Origin of the sequence: Nocardia sp. FBN12 (assembly GCF_050320175.1) — a bacterium.
GTDB lineage: Bacteria > Actinomycetota > Actinomycetes > Mycobacteriales > Mycobacteriaceae > Nocardia.
In genome coordinates this window covers 5,568,479-5,583,611 of record NZ_CP190048.1, presented here as the reverse complement: position 1 = coordinate 5,583,611, position 15,133 = coordinate 5,568,479, and the positions used below count along the sequence as shown (strand labels likewise).

Here is a 15,133-nt window from a genome sequence, read left to right as displayed (position 1 = left end):
CGCTGTGGCCATTAGTAATGTTCTTGTTGCCAATCGTGGTGAGATCGCTCGCCGCGTGTTCGCCACCTGCCGTCGGATGGGTATCGGCACCACCGCGGTCTACTCCGACGCTGACGCCGCGTCGCCGCACGTGTCCGAGGCCGACGCCGCTATCAGGCTGCCCGGCAACACTCCCGCGGAGACCTACCTGCGTGGTGAGCTGATCATCGAGGCCGCGCTGTCGGCCGGTGCCGATGCGATCCACCCCGGCTACGGATTCCTGTCCGAGAACGCCGAGTTCGCGCGCTCCGTGCTCGACGCGGGTCTGGTGTGGATCGGCCCGCCGGTGGCGGCCATCGAGCAGATGGGCTCCAAGGTCGAGTCCAAGAAGATGATGGACGCCGCCGGTGTCCCCGTTCTCGCCGAGCTGGATCCGGCCGAGGTCACCGACGCGCACCTGCCTGTGCTGATCAAGGCGTCCGCCGGTGGTGGTGGTCGCGGCATGCGCGTGGTGCGGGATCTGGCCGAATTGCGGGATCAGATCGCCGGCGCGCAGCGCGAGGCCGAGTCGGCCTTCGGCGATCCGACGGTGTTCTGTGAGCGCTACCTCGAGACCGGCAGGCACATCGAAGTGCAGGTCATGTCGGACACTTTCGGCAAGACCTGGGCCGTGGGCGAGCGTGAGTGCTCGATCCAGCGACGTCATCAGAAGGTCGTCGAAGAGGCGCCATCGCCGCTGGTCGAGAAGATCGACGGCATGCGGGATCGGCTGTTCGAGGCGGCGCGTCTTGCTGCCGAGGCGATCGGTTACGAAGGCGCGGGCACCGTTGAGTTCCTGGCTGACGAGAAGGGCGACTTCTTCTTCCTGGAGATGAATACCCGTCTGCAGGTGGAACATCCGGTCACCGAGCAGACCACCGGCCTCGACCTGGTCCGCCTGCAGTTGCAGGTGGCGTCGGGTCTGCCGCTGCCCGCGACGCTGCCCGCCCAGCGTGGTCACTCGATCGAGGTTCGCCTCTACGCCGAGGACCCCGCCCACGACTGGCAGCCGCAGAGCGGTCCGGTGCACAAGATCGAGATCCCGTTCACCGCTGGGGAATTCACGGTTCTCGAGCAGGCCGGCGTGCGCCTGGACACCGGTGTCGTCGACGGCTCGCTGGTCGGTGTGCACTACGACCCGATGCTCGCCAAGGTGATCTCCTACGCCGAAACCCGTGCGGAGGCAGCGCATCTGCTCGCCACCGCATTGCAGCGCGCCAAGATCCACGGCCTCGTCACCAACCGCGACCTGCTCGTGCGCGTGCTGCGCCACCCGGCGTTCCTCGCCGGTGACACCGACACCGCCTTCTTCGCCACCCACGACCTGGCTGTGCTCTCGGCACCGCTGGTCTCGGAGGCCGATGAGGCATTGTCGATCGTGGCTGCGGCACTTGCCGATTCAGCCGCCAATCGCAGCACCTCGCGCCTGGCCGGACTCACCCCGAGCGGCTGGCGCAACCTGGCTTCGGAGCCGCAGACCAAGTCCTACGAGAGCCGCACCACCGGCACGCACGAGGTGCGCTACCGCTTCACCCGCACCGGCATCGCGGTCGAGGGCCACGACGGCCTCGAGCTGATCTCGGTGGCGCCCGATCGTGTCGTCCTCGGTGTTCCGGGCGAACGTGGCTCGGTGCGTAGGCAATTCGAGATCGCTCGTTACGACGACCTCGTCGCGATCGACTCCCCGCTCGGCCCGGTGGCCGTGCGCAGGCTGCCGCGCTTCACCGATCCGTCGGAGCAGGTGGCGGCGGGTTCGCTGCTCGCGCCGATGCCCGGCAGCGTGATCCGCCTCGGTGCCGCGGAAGGTGACCACGTCAAGCAGGGTCAGCCGATCCTGTGGCTGGAGGCGATGAAGATGGAACACACCATCGCCGCACCGGCCACCGGCGTTCTCAGTGCACTCAACGTGACCGTCGGCCAGCAGGTCGAGGTCGGAACCGTCCTCGCCGTCGTCGAGGAAGAAGAGCAGGAGCCGTCCTGATCCGGTCAAGCCCGGAGGCGGTAGCGAAGCGTGACCACGGAGGGCTCCGGGTCAGGACAGAAGGGTTCAGCATGAGCTTCATCGAAACCGAAGAGCAGACCGCGCTGCGGGCGGCGGTCGCGTCGCTCGCGTCGAAGTACAACTACCGCGACTACGTGCTGCCGCTCTCGCGCAAGAACGAGCCGCTCACCGAACTGTGGGACGAGGCGGGCAAGCTCGGCTTCCTCGGCGTGAACCTGCCCGAGGAGTTCGGCGGCGGTGGCGCGGGCATGTACGAGCTGGCGCTGGTGCAGGAAGAGCTCTCGGCGCAGGGCGCGGGCCTGCTGTTGATGGTCGTCTCCCCGGCCATCTGCGGCACCATCATCACCAAGTACGGCACCGACGCGCAGAAGCAGAACTGGCTGCCCAAGCTCGCCGACGGCACCTCGAAGATGGTCTTCGCGATCACCGAGCCCGACGCGGGCTCCAACTCGCACCAGATCACCACCACCGCCCGCCGCGACGGCGGCGACTGGATCCTCAACGGCCGCAAGATCTTCATCTCCGGTGTCGATCAGGCCGAGGCGATCCTGGTGGTTTCGCGGACCGAGGATCACAAGACCGGCAAGCTCAAGCCCGCGCTGTTCATCGTGCCGGTGGACGCGCCCGGCCTGGTGAAGAACGTCCAGGAGATGGATGTCATCGAGCCGGACAACCAGTTCACGCTGTTCTTCGACGATGTGCGCCTGCCCGCCGATGCCCTGGTCGGCTCGGAGGATGCGGCGCTGGCGCAGCTGTTCGCCGGGCTGAACCCCGAGCGGATCATGGGCTCGGCCATGGCGATCGGCCTTGGCCGTTACGCGATCGACCGTGCGGTGGAATACGCCAAGGAGCGGACGGTGTGGAAGACGCCGATCGGTGCGCACCAGGGTATTTCGCATCCATTGGCGCAGATCAAGATCGAGCTGGAGCTGGCCAAGCTGATGATGCAGAAGGCTGCGACGCTTTATGACACGGGCGATGAGTTCGGTGCTGCTGAGGCTGCCAATATGGCCAAGTACGCTGCCGCTGAGGCCAGTATCAAGGCGCTTGACCAGTCGATTCAGACGCATGGTGGTTCGGGGCTGACTCGTGAGGTCGGGCTGTCGGCGATGCTTCAGGCGGCGCGGATCATGCGGATTGCGCCGGTGAGTCGGGAGATGATTTTGAACTTTGTTTCGCAGCATTCGTTGGGGTTGCCTAGGTCTTACTGATGTTCGGTAGTCCCAGGGAGGTTTGGGGCTGTGTTTATTGGAGCGCTGGCGCGCTCGAGTCGCGGCCCCGAGGGGCCGCCGGTTAGGCACCGTTGCTTGCTCCTTCGTCGCCTACGCAACGGCGCCTAACCGGCGACCCGGCCGCGACCGGCCACTTCGTGGCCGTCCCTCCCTAAGGGTCGGGAGTGCGGTGGCTGGATTGGGTGGGTTGTGGAAGACGGCGACAGGCCGGTGTGCACGGTGTGGTGGTCGGGAGTGTGGTGGCTGGGTTGGGTGGGTTGTGGAAGACGGGGGGCAGGCTGGGTGTACGGCCTGGCGGGGTGGGTTGTGGGAGACGGGACAGGCTGGGTGGGCGGTGTGGTGGGGGAGTGCGGTCATGGCGGAATTGGGAACTAGTAGGAGGCTTTGATGGACGGATCGGCTGATAGTCCTTATGTGCGGTATGAGGTTGTTGACGGGTTCGCCACGCTGACCTTCGACTCGCCGCACAACCGTAATGCGCTCTCGTCCAGGCTTGTTCGTGAGCTGCTCGCCGGGTTCGATGCGGCGGCATCCGATCCCGCTGTGCGTGGCATCGTGCTCGCCCACACCGGCGACACTTTCTGTGCGGGCGCGGACCTCAAGGAGGCGAGTACCGCCGATCCGGCCGTGGCCGCCGATGAGCGCACCCGCGTGATGATCGACGTGCTGCGCGGCATCCTCGCCTCGCCCAAGCCGGTGATCGCGCAGATCGACGGCAATGTCCGCGCCGGTGGCATGGGGATCATCGGGGCCTGTGATCTCGTTGTCGCGGGGCCGGGTAGTAGTTTCGCGCTCACCGAGGTGCGGATCGGGATGGCGCCGTTCATGATCTCGCTCACGCTGGTGCCGCGGATGGACCAGCGGGCCGCTAGCCGCTACTTCCTGACCGGCGAGAAGTTCGATGCCGCGACCGCGCAGGAGATCGGCCTGGTCACCGTGGCCGCGCAGGATGCCGCCGCCGAGGTGAAACGCCTGAGTGGCGAGCTGCGCAAGGGGTCGCCGCAGGGGTTGGCGGAGTCCAAGAAACTGGTCAACGCGGCGCTGCTGGCGACGTTCGACGCCGAGGCCGAAGCACTGGCCAAGCGGTCGGCGAGCTTCTTCGGCACGCCCGAGGTGATCGAGGGCATGACGGCCTTCTTCCAGAAGCGTCCGCCCAGCTGGGCACAATAGTCCGATGGCGACACCCCACGAACCCAAGCAGGACCGCAGCCGGGCCACCCGGCAGCGGCTGCTGGAGGCGACCATCGACTGCCTGGCCGAAACCGGCTGGGCAGCCGCCACCGTGTCGGTGGTCGCCGAGCGGGCCGGGGTGTCGCGCGGCGCCGCCCAGCACCATTTCCCCACCCGCGAGGATCTGATCACCGCCGCGCTCGAGTTCATGTTCGAGTTCCGGATGGACCAGGCCAAGGCCGAAGCCGAAACGGTGAACGCGGTCGCCCAGGGTGAGGGCCGCACGCGCGCCGTCGTCTCCGCGCTCGTCGAGTCCTACACCACCCCGTTCTTCAAAGCCGCCCTCCAGGTCTGGACCCACGCGGCCGCCGACCCGGCCCTGCGCGAACGCATCCTGCCCCTCGAGGCCCGCTTCGGCCGCATCTCCCACCGCCGCGCCATCGAAGCCCTCGGCGTCGACGACTCCGATCCGGTCACCCACCACCTCGTCCAGGCCACCCTCGACCTGGCCCGCGGTCTCGGCCTCGCCGACGTCCTCACCGACGACTCCGCCCGCCGCAAACTCATCGTCGACCAATGGGCCGCCACCCTCCACACCGCCCTGAATCTGCCCCACTGACCCCTTGTGACCTGGTAGTTTCGGGGTATATAGTTCGGACATGGGGGAATATATATCGAGGGACTGTGCGATGACCAAACGCCTGATCGAGATCGACGACGAGCTACTCGAGTCCGCGCAGGACGCGCTCGGTACAGCCGGGGTCTCCGATACCGTTCGCGCCGCGCTGAACTCGGCTGTGGTGGCGCACGCGCGCGCCAGCGAAGTCGAATGGTTGGTCAACGGCGGGATGGCCGAAATGGCCGACAAGGATCGGCGCGACGACGTATGGCGATAACGGCGCGGTATCTCATCGACACCAGCGCGGCCGCTCGAATGCGCCATCCGGACGTGGGGGCCGCACTCGGGCCGCTGCTCGAGGCCGGATTGGTCGCCACCTGCGCACCGCTCGATTCCGAGGCGCTCTACAGCGCCCGGAGCCCGGCCGAATACGAACAGATTCGTTTTCGGCGCCGCGCAGCCTACGAGTACTTGCCCACCAATGACGAACACTGGCACAGCGCTTTCACGATTCAACGCGAACTGGCGCGGTCGAGCCGCCACCGCGCGGTCGGCATCCATGACCTGCTCGCTTCGGTGCTGGCGATCGAACATCGCCTCGTCCTGTTCCACTACGACTCCGATTTCGAAACAGTGGCGTCGGTGGTGGACCTCAATCACCGCTGGGTCGCGCCTCGGGGGAGTCTCGAGACGTCCTGACCAGGTGATGTCACACCCCGGTCGCCTACTTCGTCGACTCTGTGAACGCGGAAGAAGCAATGGAGGAGTCGATCATGGTGGAGCAGAAGAAGATCGCGGTGGCAGGGGCGACCGGGCGGCTGGGTCGGCATGTGGTGGATGTGCTGGCCGAGCGTGGACATGACGTCGTCGCCTTCTCGCGGGCCAACGGTGTCGACATCGAGACCGGCGTGGGTCTCGACGAGGCGTTGACCGGGGTCGACATCGTCATCGACGCGTCCAGTACGCCTTCGGCCGATCAGCAGGTGGCGACCGAGTTCTTCACCGCTACCGCGCGCAATCTGCATGCGGCGGGCCAGCGGGCCGGGGTCGAGCGGCTGGTGGTGGTGTCCATCATCGGGATCGACGGTTCGCTCGCCGGGTACAACGCCGCCAAGCTCGCCCACGAGCAGGAACTGCTCAAAGGTGCACTACCGGTGCGGATTCTGCGTGCGGCGCAGTTCCACGAACTCGTCGAGGTGATGGTCGGGTGGGGCACGCAGGACGCTGTCGCCTACGTCCCTGGCATGCGCACCCAGCTGGTCGCCGCTCGAACTGTCGCCGAGGCACTGGTCGACCTCGCCACGAATCCGATTGGCGCCGAGGATATTCCGTTCCCCGAGATCGCAGGCCCGCGGCCGGAGACCATGGCCGGTGCGGCCGCTGTCTTGGTCGAGGCCCGCGGTGACGCGCTGGGGATCATCGAAACCTCCGACTCCGCCAACCCCGACCGTGAGCAATTCGAAAACGGCACCCTCCTGCCGTCCCCGCACGCCACCCTGGCCGGTCCGTCCTTCGCCGAGTGGATCGCCGCCACGGCACCCGCCGCCCGATAACGCTGCTCCGACGCGGCCGATGCCGGACCCAGCCTTAGGTCTAGACGCTACGACTTCGGTTGGGTGAGGTCGTAGAGGGTTACTCCGTCGACTGTCGTCGCGGTGTAGTTCGCCGTCACCCAGGCGGTGATCGCCGAGCTGGTCGACGCACTGTTCCCGCCGGGCCCACCCCGGCCACCGCCGACGAAGTAGTGGATCTTTCCGTCGGCCACGTACTGCTTGAACTGTTCGAGGGTGGGCGACGGGTCGCTGCCGTTGAAACCGCCGATCGGCATCACTGGCAACTCGGTGGCGAGCTGATACCCGGCGGCGCTGTTGGAACCGACCGCCGCCGCGACCCAGGTGTAGTCGGTGCCGTTCGACTCGAGCAGGGTGACGATCTGATCGCTCGGACGTGACCCGCCCAGCAATCCACCCGCGCCACCCCTGCGCTGCGCACCAGCGTTCGAGCCGCCCGCACCCTGTGCCGAACCGCCCGCCGCCGCGCCATCTTGCCCTGGCACGCCACCGTCCGAGGGGATGCCCGCAGCGGCACCGTCCGACGGCATGCCGGTCTGGGTGCCGTCCGGGGGCGTACCGCCGGTCGATGGCGCGCCGTTTCCCGCACCAGTGGTGGTGGATCCGTCGGCACCGGGTCTGCCATCGTCCCCACCGGGACGCATTCCGGGTCCACCCATTCCGCGCATCCCACCAGAACTCGGTCCAGCCGACGGGATCGAACCGGAGTGCGCGGAGGCGAGGGTGTCGGCGGAGTAGGCGATCGGCCCGGCCAGCCCGATGAACGCGGCGGCGAGCGCGACGATCACCGATTGCGTGCGCGCGAGCGGGAACAGGAAGGCCACTGTGGCGATCACACCGACAGCCAGAATCGCCCATCGCAACCATGGCTGGAAGGAAGCGCTGCGCGACAACAACATCCACGCGGTCGCCGTGGTGAGTGCGATGGCCACAGCGCCTGCGCACCGCACCCACAACCGGTCGCGCGAACTCCAGATCTGCACGGACCCGATCCCGACCAGCGCCGCGACAGCAGGCGCGAGCGCCACCGTGTAGTACTGGTGGAAGATCCCCGCCATGAAGCTGAAGACGAGCCCGGTGACGAGAAGCCAACCGCCCCACAGGATCAGCGCGGCCCGCCGGCGATCGGTACGCGGTGCGCGCCCGCGCAACACGAGCCCGGCCACCAGCGCGACCAGTGCGGCCGGAATCAACCAGGCGATCTGACCGCCCTGCGCGGCATCGAACATCCGGGCGATCCCGGTGCTGCCCCACATCCCGTTCCCGCCCGCGGGCAGCTCGCCACCGGGCCCGACACTGCCGGTCTCGTTGCCGTTCAGCCGCCCGAGCCCGTTGTATCCGAGGGTGAGCTCGATGATCGAATTGTTCTGCGACCCACCGATCCACGGTCGCGAATCCGCAGGCCACAGCTCCACCGCCAACAACCACCAGCCCGCCGCCACCACCATCGCCGCACCGGCGGCGAACAACTGCGCGACCCGCTTGCCGAGCTTCGGGGGCCCGGCGAGCAGATACATCAGCGCCAACGGCGGCACAACCAACAGCACCTGCAACTGCTTGGCCAGGAACCCGAATCCGATGAACCCGCCGGTGAGCAGCAACCAGCGCCACCGCCCGTCCGTGACCGCACGCGTCATCGCCCAGGCGGCCGCTGTCATCAGCAAGACGAGCAGCGCATCCGGATTGTTGAACCGAAACATCAGCACCGCGACAGGAGTCACCGCCAGCACCGTTCCCGCGATCAACCCCGCGGCGGGCCCGAACGACCTGCGCACCGTCGCCCACAACAGCGCGACACTCGCCACGCCGAGCAGCACCTGCGGCACCAGCATGCTCCAGCTGTTGAGCCCGAACAGCCGCACCGACAGTTCCATCACCCACAGCGAAGCGGGCGGCTTGTCCACGGTGATCGAGTTCGCGGCATCGGAGGAGCCGAAGAAGAACGCCTCCCATGATTGCGAACCCGCTTGTACCGCAGCGGCATAGAAGTCATTCGCCCAGCCGTTGGCGCTCAGGTTGACGAGGTAGCAAACCAGTGTGCCGAGTAGCAGCGCCGCTAAAGCCGGACGCTCCCAACGGTTTCGGGTCGGCTCGATGTGCGCGAGGTCGGTGCGCGATGCGGGGGCGACTGTCGCGGTCATCGACGCACCTCCGAAGTGCCAAGGCGCGCTGCTGGAGCCGTTGCGTGGGTGGCAGTCCCGGGAACGCGGGCAATGCTCACGGTCCGCTCGGAGCTGGTTCCGCAATCCGAGCCTTGACCATCTCGCATACCTGACGCGCTACCGAGTTCGGCATTCCGGAACACCCAGCGCAGCCCAACAAAACGGGCAAGTGTCGCAACGAGATTGGCGGTGATCAGCACCGTGAGTTCCACCGCCACAGGTACGTCGGGAGCCCAGCGATGCAGGGCGAACAGCGAACCGCTGGTGATCGCGAGCCCGAACGCGAAGATGGCCAATCCTTGGAACTGGTGCGAGATCGCGTCCCCGCGTCCGCGGACACCGAAGGTGAAGGCCCGGTTGGCCGCCGTATTGCCCACCGCCGTCACCAGCAGCGACACCAGATTGGCGCCCTGGCTGCCGACCAGCGGCTGCAACAGCAGATACAGCGCGATATAGGCGAGCGTCGAGGTCACCCCCACGATCGCGAATCGCACCAACTGCCCGACCATCCCGAGCGGCACCCCGGCGATCAGCGGTTCACGCCCGACGGCGGCCCGCAACTCGTCCATCGGGAGAGCGCCGGTGGTCAATGCCCTGGTCAACCGCCAGATCCCGCGCAGATCCTTACGCGCGGTATCGATGATGTCGACCCGGCTGTCGGGATCGTCGATCCAGTCGACGGGCACCTCGTGAATCCGCAGACCCGCCCGCTCGGCCAGCACCAGCAGCTCGGTATCGAAGAACCATTCGCCATCGCGTACCAGCGGCAGCAGCTCACGAGCGACCTCGGTTCGCACGGCCTTGAATCCGCATTGCGCATCCGAAAAGCCGGCCCGCAGTGTGGTTTTCAACAGCAAGTTGTAGCAGCGGGAGATGATTTCACGCTTGGGTCCGCGCACCACTCGCGACGACGCGTCGAGTCTGGTGCCGATCGCGAGATCGGAATGCCCGGACACCAGCGGCGCGACCAGCGGCAGCAGCGCGTTCAGATCGGTCGACAGATCGACGTCCATGTACGCGACCACCGCCGCATCCGAGCTCTCCCACGCGGTGCGCAAGGCCCGCCCACGCCCTTTGGCGTCCAGGTGCAACACCGCGACGCCGTCGAGTTCGGCCGCCAGCAGCTCGGCCACCGCGAGGGTGGCGTCGGTGCTGGCGTTGTCGGCGATGGTGATGCGGGCGGTGAAGGGGAATCCGGCGCGCAGATAGGCGTGCAACCTACGCACGCACAGGCCGAGATCGACCTCTTCGTTGTACACGGGTATCACTACGTCGAGCACCGGCGCGCGGCTGCTCTGCATGGCCTTCTGCTCGGCCTCGGTCTGAGTCATGCCACCCAGACTCGATGGCCGCGCTGCCACCGAGCTGGGACCGAGCTGGGAGGTTGCTGGGGATCGTGCTCAGCCGCGACGTACGCGCAGCACGCTGTCGGCGCGCTCGCCGGCCACGCCATCGGGGCTGGTCGAGGGGGTGTGGACCAGTTCGGCGGTCTCCACCTGCCACTCGGGTCCGAGCTCGAGCTGCTCGAGAACCTGCTCGATGGTCGGGAACACATGGGCGTGCATCTCGCTGGACGCCCAGCTCGGCGCGGCCGCGTGCGCGCCGATCACCAGCACCCCACCCGGTGCGACGGCGGCCGCCGCGCTGCGCAGAATCCCCGCCCGCTCGTCCGGGCGCTCCACCGGCGAGTGCAGGAACTGCGCGGACACCAGGTCGAAGCTGCCAGCGGGGAAACTCGCCTGCAGGTCGTGGCGCTCCCAGGTGATCGTCACGCCCGCCTCGGCGGCCCGCTGCGCACCGCGCTCCATCGCGGTCTCGGAGATGTCCGCCGCGGTGACCTGCCAGCCGCGCTTCGCCAACCAGATCGCGTCGGCGCCCTCGCCGCAGCCCAGATCGAGAGCCGTCCCCGGGGCCAGCTCGGCGACCTCTCGCACCAGGAGGGGGTTCGGGTTGCCGGTCCAGATCTGCTCGCGCTCGCGGTAGAAGTCTTCCCAGAACTCTTCGGCGTTCGCCACGGTCTCGGTCATCGATGCTCCTGGTCAGTCCGGGTGAAATGTTCATCCGATAGTGCATCGGCACCTTCTTAATCCGCCAGAAAATTTGCCGTTTCGGCAATTGTATTCCCGGTCTCGGGAGGGTGCGTATCCCGCGACGTGGCCCGTCCTAGTATTACTGACGTGACGCGCGGTTACCCCAAGACGGACGAGGCGCCGCGCCGTCGTGTCGACGCGCGGACCGAACGCTGGCGCGAGCATCGCGTGCAGGTGCGCATCGAGTTCGTCGACGCGGCTTTCCGGGCGCTCGATCAGCTGGGCCCCGATGTGAGCATGGGCGATATCGCCAAGGAAGCGGGCGCGGCCAAGCCGAAGCTGTATCGCCATTTCGAGGACAAGTCCGACCTCTACAACGCGATCGTCGATCGGGTGCGCGACATGCTCTGGGAGCGGGTGCTCACCAGTGTGAATCTCACCGACGATTCGATCGCCGAACTCGTCCACACCGCGGCCGCCGAATATGTGGCGGTGGTGTCGGCGCACCCGAATGTCTTCCGGTTCATGCTGCACAGCCATTTCAGCCAGCAGGCCAAGGAAACCGAACGAGCCCTGGTGGCGGCCCGTCAATCCGCAAGGCGCGCAGCGGAATTCTTCGCGGATCTGCTGCCGACGGAATCGATCGACGTGGCCGGGATCGAATTGGTGAACTATTCGATTTTCGGTGCGGTCGCCTCGGCCACGGACTGGTGGCTCGGCGCGAATCAACGCGAGGTATCGGCGATGCCGGTCGAGCGCTTCGTCGACTATCTGGCCGAGAGCATCTCGGCTTTGGCACAGGCACATGCCCGCTTCAACGGGGTCAAGATCGACACATCGAGCCCTTTGCGCATCGCTTTCGGTCTCGACTGAATCCACCGCGCCCGGCACGAACTCCGTTGTTCTCGTCGATCACGTCGTTGGGGTCGACGGTGGGTGCGATGAGTTCAGTATGAACCTGGGCACCGACAAGTTCGCGACGCCACGCTAGACGTCGGTACGCAGTCTCCAGAGAGGTGAGACAGGGCCGTGACCTGCGCCTAGATCGTACGAGGCGGCCAGGCAGCGGTAGGTCCACTCCTTCGCGAACTCGACCGCGTCGGGCACCGGGTAGCCGTTGGCGAGCGCGCTGGCGATCGCCGCCGCGAGGGTGTCGCCGCCGCCGTGGTCGTTGCCGGTGGCGATGCGCGGCGCGGTGTATTCGCGGAAGGTGTCGCCGTCGTAGAGCAGATCGGTGCTGACCTCCGACGCGCGCAGGTGCCCGCCCTTCACGATCGCCCACTGCGCACCCAGCCCGTGCAATGCCTCGGCGGCCTTGCGCGCGGTGGCGTCGTCGACCACCTCGATGCCGGTGATCAGGCGCACCTCGTCGAGGTTCGGAGTGACGACGGTAGCGAGCGGGATCAGCGTATTGCGCACTGCTTCAAGGGCTTCCGCGTGCAGCAGGGGGTCTCCGTGCATGGAGGCCGCGACCGGATCGACCACAAGGGGGATGGTGCCGCCGCGCCCGATCCCGAGCTCACGGCAGACCCCCGCGACCGCCTCGATGATCGCGGTGGAGGCGAGCATGCCGGTCTTGGCCGCGCCGATGCCGATATCGCGAACGACCACCCGCACCTGGTCGGCCACGACCTGCGCCGGAATCTCGTGAAAACCACTGACGCCCACCGTGTTCTGCACGGTCACCGCGGCCACCGCCACGCACGCGTGCACGCCACACAGCGCCATCGTGCGCGAATCGGCCTGGATGCCCGCGCCGCCGCCGGAGTCGGTGCCCGCGATGGTGAGCGCGCGAACGGGGGTCTGGCCATCGGGGGTCAGCGGCAACATCTTCACGCCCCAACCCTACGACCGCCGCTGCCGCGGGGGGACCCCACCTATCCATCGCAAATGAAAACCATTATCATTAACTCTCGTGACCAACTCCCCGACACCATCGCTGCCCGTCGCCGTCCTGTCCGGCTTCCTCGGCGCGGGCAAGACCACGCTGCTCAACCACATCCTCGCCAACCGCGACGGCCGCCGGGTCGCGGTGATCGTCAACGACATGAGCGAGGTCAATATCGACGCGGCGCTGGTCGCGGGCCAGGGGCACCTCGACCGCACCGAGGAAAAGCTGGTCGAGCTCACCAACGGCTGCATCTGCTGCACCCTGCGCGAGGACCTGATCGAGGCCGTCGCGCGGCTGGCGCGCGAGGGCCGCTTCGACCAGCTGGTGATCGAGTCGACCGGCATCTCCGAACCGATGCCGGTGGCCGCCACCTTCGACTGGGAGTTCGACGACGGGTTCAGCCTCGGCGACATCGCCCGGCTCGACACCATGGTCACCGTCGTCGACGCCTCGACCTTCCTGGCCGAACTGGTTCGTGGACAGGCACTCGCCGATCGCGATCTCGAAGCGGGCGAGGGTGACGCGCGCTCGATCGCGGATCTGCTGGTCGACCAGGTGGAGTTCGCCGATGTGCTGCTGATCAACAAAACCGACCTGGTCAGCGCGAACGCCGCGGCCACCGTCGAGGCGACCGTGCGCAGGCTCAATCCTCGCGCCCATGTGCTGCGCACCGAGAAGGGCGTTGTCGACCTGTCCGAGGTGCTCGCCACCGGCCGCTACAACCCGGAAGTCGCTGCCGAATCGGACGGCTGGGCAGCGGAATTGACCGGCGGGCACACGCCCGAAACCGAGGAATACGGGATCAGTAGCCTCACCTTCATCGCCGACCGGCCGTTCCATCCGCAGCGCCTCGCCGACGTGCTGGCCGGGATGCGGGGAATGTTGCGCAGCAAGGGATTCTGCTGGATCGCGAGTCGTCCCGAGCTGGCGGCGATCTGGTCGCAGGCCGGTCCGAATATCACCTTCGAGCCGGGGGCGTGGTGGTCGGAACTGGAAGTGCCTGCCGGGCAAGAGCTCGTGTTCATCGGGGTGCGCCTCGACGCGCCCGGCGTCCGGCGCGAGCTCGAGGCCGCCCTGCTCACCGATGCGGAGTTCGCGGCGGGCGTGGGGGCGTGGACCGGCTACCCCGATCCGTTCCCGGCCTGGGCTGACCTGCACGAGCATCACTGATTGGCATCTTTGCTGCGCGTATCACACTGCGCTGGTGCATGATTCGAAGGGGCCGCGACCCACGCACCGATGAGGGGAGCGTGGGCCGCGGCACCTGGACCTCGCCGCGTCAGGCGAGTCCGGCGAAGAACGCACGGATGTCGCCGACCAGCACCTCGGGTGCCTCGTGCGCGGCATAGTGCCCGGCCGCGTCGTTCGCGCCACCCTCGCCCGTGCTGGTGTCGTAGGAATTCCAGCGCACGATCTGGCGGTGATCGCGCTCGGCGAACCGGCGGATGGACTGGAAGTCGCCCGCGAACATGGCCAGCGCGGTCGGGACCGTGGTCGGCTCGGTCGGCTGCTCGCCTGCGTGCGCGTCCTCGTAGTAGAAGCGCAGCGACGAACCGGCCGTCCCGGTGAGCCAGTACAGCGCCACGTTCGCGATCACGAACTGCGCGTCGAGCGATTCGCCGAACAGCTGCGCGTTCCAGCCGAGCAGGCCCACCGGGGAGTCGGCGAGCGCGTAGGCCAGGGTCTGCGGCTGCTGGCTGTGCAGGGTATTGAAGGCCATCTTGTTCTCGTGGAACCACTGAAGGTGTTGCAGCGCGGCCATATCCGCCTCGGAGAGGCCCTCGAACTCGGCCGGGTCGCCGGACGGGAACGAGAACAGCTGGGTGACGTGCACGCCGATCACGTTCTCGGGCACAATGCGGCCGATCTCGGGGGAGACCATCGACCCACCGTCGTTGCCGATGGCGCCGTAGCGCTGGTAGCCGAGGCGCGACATCAGTTCGGCCCAGGCGCGGGCGGTGCGGTAGCGGTTCCAGCCGGTGCTGCGGGTGGGCCCGGAGAAGCCGAAACCGGGCAGCGACGGGATGACCAGGTGGAAGGCCGGCTGATCGGCCGATTCCGGCTCGGTGAGCGGGGCGATCACGTCGAGGTATTCGAGGATCGAACCGGGCCAGCCGTGGGTGAGGATCACCGGCGTCGCGTCGGGGCGCGAGGAGCGGATATGCAGGAAGTGGATGTCCTCACCGTCGATCTCGGTGGTGAACTGCGGGTAGGCGTTGAGCTCGGATTCCAGTGCGCGCCAATCGAACTCCTCCAGCCAGTACTTGGCGAGGGTTCGCACCCGGCCGGCGGGCACGCCGTAGGCGTCGCCGACGCCGGGCAGTTCGTCCGGGTACAGGGCGTTGCGCAGGCGGTCGGCGAGTTCGTCGAGGCGGGCCTGCGGAACTTCGATCTGGAAGGGGGTGATGGTGGCCATGTCGACTCCTCAAATTGAAACG

At 67.4% G+C, this 15,133-nt stretch carries 14 protein-coding genes; 9 read left to right on the top strand and 5 right to left on the bottom strand.

The features are described from left to right. Positions 1 to 4 precede the first annotated feature (4 nt). From ACQHI0_RS26335 to ACQHI0_RS26305, 7 genes are all read left to right on the top strand, one after another. Entirely contained in the window at positions 5 to 1,999 is a 1,995-nt protein-coding gene (locus ACQHI0_RS26335; RefSeq protein WP_427904475.1) for an acetyl/propionyl/methylcrotonyl-CoA carboxylase subunit alpha, read from the top strand. Between the two features lie 71 nt (positions 2,000 to 2,070). Beyond that, the gene (locus ACQHI0_RS26330; protein ID WP_427904474.1) at positions 2,071 to 3,231 is read left to right on the top strand and encodes an acyl-CoA dehydrogenase family protein; all 1,161 of its coding nucleotides are present in this window, start codon (positions 2,071 to 2,073) and stop codon (positions 3,229 to 3,231) included. Between the two features lie 408 nt (positions 3,232 to 3,639). Next, the gene (locus ACQHI0_RS26325) at positions 3,640 to 4,422 is read left to right on the top strand and encodes an enoyl-CoA hydratase family protein (protein WP_427904473.1); all 783 of its coding nucleotides are present in this window, start codon (positions 3,640 to 3,642) and stop codon (positions 4,420 to 4,422) included. A gap of 4 nt (positions 4,423 to 4,426) precedes the next feature. Beyond that, entirely contained in the window at positions 4,427 to 5,041 is a 615-nt protein-coding gene (locus ACQHI0_RS26320; RefSeq protein ID WP_427904472.1) for a TetR/AcrR family transcriptional regulator, read from the top strand. Positions 5,042 to 5,111: 70 nt separating this feature from the next. After that, the gene (locus ACQHI0_RS26315) at positions 5,112 to 5,318 is read left to right on the top strand and encodes a hypothetical protein (protein WP_056814932.1); all 207 of its coding nucleotides are present in this window, start codon (positions 5,112 to 5,114) and stop codon (positions 5,316 to 5,318) included. Beyond that, complete coding sequence (locus ACQHI0_RS26310; RefSeq protein ID WP_427904471.1) at positions 5,309 to 5,740, top strand: PIN domain-containing protein; 432 nt, start codon at positions 5,309 to 5,311, stop codon at positions 5,738 to 5,740. The genes ACQHI0_RS26315 and ACQHI0_RS26310 overlap by 10 nt, the downstream gene beginning before the upstream one ends. Positions 5,741 to 5,814: 74 nt before the next feature. Beyond that, a complete protein-coding gene (locus ACQHI0_RS26305; RefSeq protein ID WP_427904470.1) occupies positions 5,815 to 6,594 on the top strand; it encodes an SDR family oxidoreductase in 780 nt (259 codons plus the stop codon). A gap of 47 nt (positions 6,595 to 6,641) precedes the next feature. Here the strand turns inward: ACQHI0_RS26305 and ACQHI0_RS26300 are convergent, their stop codons facing one another. From ACQHI0_RS26300 to ACQHI0_RS26290, 3 genes are all read right to left on the bottom strand, one after another. Then, complete coding sequence (locus tag ACQHI0_RS26300) at positions 6,642 to 8,753, bottom strand: glycosyltransferase family 39 protein (protein ID WP_427904469.1); 2,112 nt, start codon at positions 8,751 to 8,753, stop codon at positions 6,642 to 6,644. Then, positions 8,750 to 10,105 (bottom strand): glycosyltransferase, encoded by a 1,356-nt coding sequence (locus ACQHI0_RS26295; RefSeq protein WP_427904468.1) that lies wholly within the window; start codon positions 10,103 to 10,105, stop codon positions 8,750 to 8,752. The genes ACQHI0_RS26300 and ACQHI0_RS26295 overlap by 4 nt, the downstream gene beginning before the upstream one ends. Before the next feature lie 69 nt (positions 10,106 to 10,174). After that, complete coding sequence (locus ACQHI0_RS26290) at positions 10,175 to 10,801, bottom strand: class I SAM-dependent methyltransferase (protein ID WP_427904467.1); 627 nt, start codon at positions 10,799 to 10,801, stop codon at positions 10,175 to 10,177. A 150-nt stretch (positions 10,802 to 10,951) separates the two neighbouring features. Here ACQHI0_RS26290 and ACQHI0_RS26285 point away from each other — a divergent pair, with 150 nt between their 5' ends. After that, the gene (locus ACQHI0_RS26285; RefSeq protein ID WP_427904466.1) at positions 10,952 to 11,677 is read left to right on the top strand and encodes a TetR/AcrR family transcriptional regulator; all 726 of its coding nucleotides are present in this window, start codon (positions 10,952 to 10,954) and stop codon (positions 11,675 to 11,677) included. A gap of 114 nt (positions 11,678 to 11,791) precedes the next feature. Here ACQHI0_RS26285 and thiD read toward each other — a convergent pair whose 3' ends face one another. Continuing rightward, the gene (gene thiD / locus ACQHI0_RS26280; protein WP_427904465.1) at positions 11,792 to 12,640 is read right to left on the bottom strand and encodes a bifunctional hydroxymethylpyrimidine kinase/phosphomethylpyrimidine kinase; all 849 of its coding nucleotides are present in this window, start codon (positions 12,638 to 12,640) and stop codon (positions 11,792 to 11,794) included. Between the two features lie 79 nt (positions 12,641 to 12,719). Here thiD and ACQHI0_RS26275 point away from each other — a divergent pair, with 79 nt between their 5' ends. Then, the gene (locus ACQHI0_RS26275) at positions 12,720 to 13,865 is read left to right on the top strand and encodes a GTP-binding protein (protein ID WP_427904464.1); all 1,146 of its coding nucleotides are present in this window, start codon (positions 12,720 to 12,722) and stop codon (positions 13,863 to 13,865) included. A gap of 109 nt (positions 13,866 to 13,974) precedes the next feature. On the opposite strand, the gene ACQHI0_RS26270 is transcribed toward ACQHI0_RS26275, so the two are convergent. Then, on the bottom strand, positions 13,975 to 15,111 hold the full coding sequence (locus ACQHI0_RS26270) for an epoxide hydrolase family protein (protein ID WP_427904463.1): 1,137 nt from the start codon (positions 15,109 to 15,111) through the stop codon (positions 13,975 to 13,977). Positions 15,112 to 15,133 lie beyond the last annotated feature (22 nt).